Here is a 920-nt window from a genome sequence, read left to right on the forward strand (position 1 = left end):
ATTTCAGAGCCTGTCGCAATAAAGATAAGCTCAGGCGTACCATCGCAATCACGTAGTACGTACGCACCTTTTTCGATGTTTTCTACTTGCGTAGCATCGCGAGTTTGGTGAGGTAAGTTTTGACGGGAGAATACAAGAGAGCTTGGGCCATCTGTGCGTTCTACTGCTGACTTCCATGCTGCTGCAGATTCAACAGCATCACATGGTCGCCATGTATCCATATTTGGCGTCGTTCTCAATGAAGCAATCTGCTCTACTGGTTGGTGCGTTGGACCATCTTCACCCAAGCCGATTGAGTCATGCGTAAATACGAAAATTGAACGTTGCTTCATCAATGCAGCCATACGCACTGCATTACGCGCATATTCCATGAAAATCAGGAAGGTCGCACCGTAAGGAATAAAACCACCGTGTAACGCAATGCCGTTCATTATTGCTGACATACCGAATTCTCGAACACCGTAGTGGAGATAATTACCCGAAGCATCTTCAGCTGTAACAGCTTTTGATTCGCTCCACATTGTAAGGTTCGATGGTGCGAGATCCGCAGAGCCCCCCATAAACTCGGGAAGAAGTGGGCCAAATGCGTTTAGTGTGTTCTGAGAAGCTTTGCGGCTAGCAACTGTATTTGCATCGACCTGGCACTGATCAATGTAAGCTTTCGCTTTCTCAGAGAAATCTTCCGGTAGGTCGCCAGATAAGCGGCGTGCCAATTCGAGCGCTAACTCAGGGTAAGCCTCAGCATAAGCCGAGAACTTCTCTTCCCATGCATCTTCGAGCTGCTGGCCTTTATCTTTTGCATCCCACTGTGCATAGACATCTTCAGGTACTTCAAATGCACCGAATTCCCAGCCTAACTTCGCACGCGTTGCAACGATCTCTTCTTCACCTAATGGTGCGCCGTGGCAATCTTCTTTACC

General features: G+C 48.0%; 1 pseudogene. It reads right to left on the minus strand.

Features of this window, described 5'->3' with window-relative positions:
• A pseudogene (locus A3738_RS22000) lies at positions 1 to 920 on the minus strand (transketolase); the annotation flags it as partial.

The sequence above is a fragment of the Oleiphilus sp. HI0066 genome (assembly GCF_001635725.1).